This is a genomic window from Chitinophaga tropicalis, from assembly GCF_009758205.1.
Classification (GTDB): domain Bacteria; phylum Bacteroidota; class Bacteroidia; order Chitinophagales; family Chitinophagaceae; genus Chitinophaga; species Chitinophaga tropicalis.
In genome coordinates, this window is record NZ_WRXN01000037.1 from 1 (window position 1) to 4,430 (window position 4,430).

General features: G+C 37.7%; 3 protein-coding genes and 1 CRISPR repeat array. All 3 genes read right to left on the reverse strand.

Annotated elements, in window-relative coordinates; translation table 11 throughout:
- The first annotated feature begins 144 nt into the window (after positions 1-144).
- Positions 145-2,005: a CRISPR direct-repeat array (repeat unit 46 nt; unit sequence GTTGTGATTTGCTTTCAATTATTCCGTAGCTTAGATCATTCACAAC).
- 97 nt (positions 2,006-2,102) lie between these two features.
- The 3 genes from cas2 to GO493_RS30635 are packed head-to-tail and all read right to left on the reverse strand — an operon-like array spanning position 2,103 to position 4,245.
- Positions 2,103-2,438 carry a CRISPR-associated endonuclease Cas2 gene (cas2, locus tag GO493_RS30625; protein WP_317165477.1) on the reverse strand — a complete coding sequence of 112 codons (336 nt, stop codon included), beginning with the start codon at positions 2,436-2,438 and terminating at the stop codon, positions 2,103-2,105.
- A 38-nt stretch (positions 2,439-2,476) separates the two neighbouring features.
- Positions 2,477-3,376, reverse strand: a complete 900-nt coding sequence (gene cas1 / locus GO493_RS30630; protein WP_157310056.1) for a type II CRISPR-associated endonuclease Cas1 — start codon at positions 3,374-3,376, stop codon at positions 2,477-2,479.
- On the reverse strand, positions 3,373-4,245 hold the full coding sequence (locus GO493_RS30635) for a hypothetical protein (protein ID WP_157310057.1): 873 nt from the start codon (positions 4,243-4,245) through the stop codon (positions 3,373-3,375). The genes cas1 and GO493_RS30635 overlap by 4 nt, the downstream gene beginning before the upstream one ends.
- Positions 4,246-4,430 lie beyond the last annotated feature (185 nt).

Here is a 4,430-nt window from a genome sequence, read left to right on the forward strand (position 1 = left end):
CTCGTTACTGAATGATATTTTTTGGACCTTTGGGATCAATGCCCCGCTGCATCAGAAAAAATATCATTCAGTAACGAGGCCTGTTAAGTACTTAAGTTTTATTGACACAGTTTATTTTACACACCCGTATCAAGTGCGTCACGTGTTGTGATTTGCTTTCAATTATTCCGTAGCTTAGATCATTCACAACTGGGGTAGCGACGGACTGCACACGCTAATGTTGTGATTTGCTTTCAATTATTCCGTAGCTTAGATCATTCACAACTATATTTTCGACCAAAATACACCACGCTCAGTTGTGATTTGCTTTCAATTATTCCGTAGCTTAGATCATTCACAACAAGCATTCGAACTCTTATGCAATGTGGATAGTTGTGATTTGCTTTCAATTATTCCGTAGCTTAGATCATTCACAACTCCGCCGCGCGTGGAGACAAGTTCCCTGGGGTTGTGATTTGCTTTCAATTATTCCGTAGCTTAGATCATTCACAACTTGGTCAGGCGTATTATAGTGGTGATCTTAGTTGTGATTTGCTTTCAATTATTCCGTAGCTTAGATCATTCACAACCAAACCTGCATACATCCCACATAGTGGCACGTTGTGATTTGCTTTCAATTATTCCGTAGCTTAGATCATTCACAACGTTGTTAAGGCCTGCCATTAATTGTGTACGTTGTGATTTGCTTTCAATTATTCCGTAGCTTAGATCATTCACAACTCGGTGATGGCGGTCACATTGTCGAACTCAGTTGTGATTTGCTTTCAATTATTCCGTAGCTTAGATCATTCACAACAATTAATTTGTAAATAAATTCCTTAGTCAAGTTGTGATTTGCTTTCAATTATTCCGTAGCTTAGATCATTCACAACTGGTAAAACAACTACTATTATTGAATCTTGTTGTGATTTGCTTTCAATTATTCCGTAGCTTAGATCATTCACAACAGTGTACTAGTACAGTATATATGCCTCACGGTTGTGATTTGCTTTCAATTATTCCGTAGCTTAGATCATTCACAACTCGGTGATGGCGGTCACATTGTCGAACTCAGTTGTGATTTGCTTTCAATTATTCCGTAGCTTAGATCATTCACAACTATATCCAACCAGGGCAGCAGCCGTAGCAGGTTGTGATTTGCTTTCAATTATTCCGTAGCTTAGATCATTCACAACCAGTATACATATATCCTACATTGGCGGTAGTTGTGATTTGCTTTCAATTATTCCGTAGCTTAGATCATTCACAACGATAAGTGTTTCGCTATAATAACCGCTCTTGTTGTGATTTGCTTTCAATTATTCCGTAGCTTAGATCATTCACAACAATCAGTTTTTTGGTTTTCCTTCGTTGCTGGTTGTGATTTGCTTTCAATTATTCCGTAGCTTAGATCATTCACAACGGGTCGCCGTGTGTATGACATAGTACGCATGTTGTGATTTGCTTTCAATTATTCCGTAGCTTAGATCATTCACAACAGGGGTTAAGTTCAGATAACCCCATATTGTTGTGATTTGCTTTCAATTATTCCGTAGCTTAGATCATTCACAACAGCACCGACGCTTACAAATGCCTTGAATAGTTGTGATTTGCTTTCAATTATTCCGTAGCTTAGATCATTCACAACTTCAACGAGAATGTAGGCATAGCAGGAGCGGTTGTGATTTGCTTTCAATTATTCCGTAGCTTAGATCATTCACAACTGGCACCGATTAAGGCCGCGTTGCGGCGTAGTTGTGATTTGCTTTCAATTATTCCGTAGCTTAGATCATTCACAACTGTGGGGTGATATAGGAGGTACGGGAGATAGTTGTGATTTGCTTTCAATTATTCCGTAGCTTAGATCATTCACAACAGAGCGGTACGAGGCTATGTTACAGGGCGAGTTGTGATTTGCTTTCAATTATTCCGTAGCTTAGATCATTCACAACTGGTGGAGTGTAATAAGGAACTGATAGAGTTGTGATTTGCTTTCAATTATTCCGTAGCTTAGATCATTCACAACGGATTCCGTCAAAACGCTTATCTGTATTGAATTAGGGTCAATTTTTAGAAATAAAAATTGACCCTAAGCTACAGAATTTCAATCCTAAAAAGGTGATTTAGAACAATTCTAACTGCTGAGCTGTAACTGGCGGATTAACGGATTCCTTTCCTCTAAAGATCTCCATCATACCAAATTGTTTATCTGTAACACACATTATCCCTATATGTCCTTTCGGGGGGAGAAATCTCTTGACTCTTTTTAAATGTACGTCTGAGTTCTCCTTACTACTGCAATGACGGACATACATGCTAAATTGAAACATCTGAAATCCGTCGGCCAAGATCTTTTTTCTAAATAAGGCATAGTTTCTCCGGTCACGCTTGGTTTCAGTGGGTAAATCAAAAAAGACTAATACCCACATAATACGATAAGCATTAAGTCGATCGAACATAGATGAGATATTAGGATTAACAATCTGCAATACATATTCTACATTTTTAATTTGGGATAGAGTATCTTCCTGCTTTTCCCTTCAAAACACTTCACAAGACTGGCGGTGGTTCTTTGCACAGCATTCATTAAAGGACTCTTTTGCCCATCAATTTCTACGTCCATTGCCGGAACACCCAATAAAGCTTTTTTCATAGACGGAGTCATATCTAAAAATTTACCATTCCCGCGGATAATATCACAAACAGTTTTGTCTACAAAAGGGCGATAAGGCTCCATAATATCATCTGCCAAGCAGTAGGCATTGTACTGGTTTTTATGGAAAATACCCAAGGTAGGCAAGAGCCCACTGCCCACCAGGCTACGGGCAACGATAGCTCTAACTATTGCATAACCGTAATTCAAAAGGTTATTAGGAGGTAGTCCAAATCGTTCTCTCTTAAACTCCAAAAAATCCGGAAATACATTTTTCCAATAATAAGCTGCAGCTGTCGCCTCACAATTATCACTATCCCCGCTTTTAACGTTTTTAGAAAGAGTTTGAATATATTTATGGTCAGCCCTTTCCAATTGCAGTAATGTAGCCTGATTCTCCAGTTTGGCCTCTACAGTTTGCTGCCATAACTGTTTTTTGAGGGGAACAGAAGCTTCAATTTGATATTGAAACTTCTGGCTTTGCAAAGTATTCCCTTCCAGGTTCAACATCATTCCTACGGGATGATGCGTATTATCGCAAGTTACCAGCGCTACATTATTTGATAACAATTTTGCCATCAATGCCTGTGTAATTGTGATCTGCTGATGATCTAGTATTAATAGCCCTATATCCTCGATTGGAGTAGTCTTTATTTCTCCACTATCCTGCATCGTTATAACAAGTTGCTCATTACTTGTCTTAAGATATGCCGGATTACCAAAATATAAGGTACGTTTTATCATACATTATTAATTAAGTTCCCTAGCCTACCAACTTTAAGTTTGATACAAACTTCCTTAATATTACTCCCCTCTATTGATCGTTCTTGCTTATTCTGCACAGAAAATTCAATTTTGTCCTTTATAACTGTTGCAATATCATTCCTCAAAAAGAAAATTCGATTATCATAGAAACTCACTACTTTATATATTCTACTTGTCCGCTTCATATCAAAATTGTTCATAATCCCCATCGAGATCTCCTCCAAAGAAGGTACATACACTAGATCATTAGGAGAAAGATAAAATAAAAGTCTATACCCATCCTTGCTCTCCGGCACTGGCAACAATCCCTGTTTCTTCCTTTCAATAACAATATTCAGAGGGATTGTCTCATAGCTGCGCTTGCCATCTTCATCAACATAAATAGCAAAAAACAAGTTCGATCCCTTTGCAGCTTCTACATATTTCTTCATCTTACTTCCTCTTTCTCCAACCATAAACTTACTCCCCTGAGGCTCAAATATTCTTACCTTATAAATAGGTTTCCGTGATTTCCCTCCATTTAACTGAGTTATATTAGCATTCAAAATATCTAATCCATCTGGAGAGAATGCCAACTCTGAATCTTCATCAAATTGCTGAAGATGTGCTAACATAATTTTTTGGATACCGACATCTGTTATTTTTTTGATCTTTGAAAAATCAAAATCTTTGTTTACAAGTTTCCTTGTCGCAGTATTTTCACTATTCCATATATATATTCCAACCTTTGTTAGTCCACCTCCGTCCTTGAAGACTTTTATTATCTCCTTTTTATCCATTCCACCTTCCATCATCTTCTCCACCTGTTTTTTTAATCGCTTATCTACAATCGCCCTCGGATCTTTCAATGCCTGAGAAAGAGATACTAATTTCTCTTCTCTTAGTTGAACAATACCAGAAGCAGTATGTAAGCAGTAAATAATAATGCAGCAAAATCGGTAAATATGAGTGCAGCAAAAACGGTAACAATGCTACAGCAAAAATGGCAACATTAGTGCAGCAATAAGGCTACAGTTGTTACATAGTTCATCCC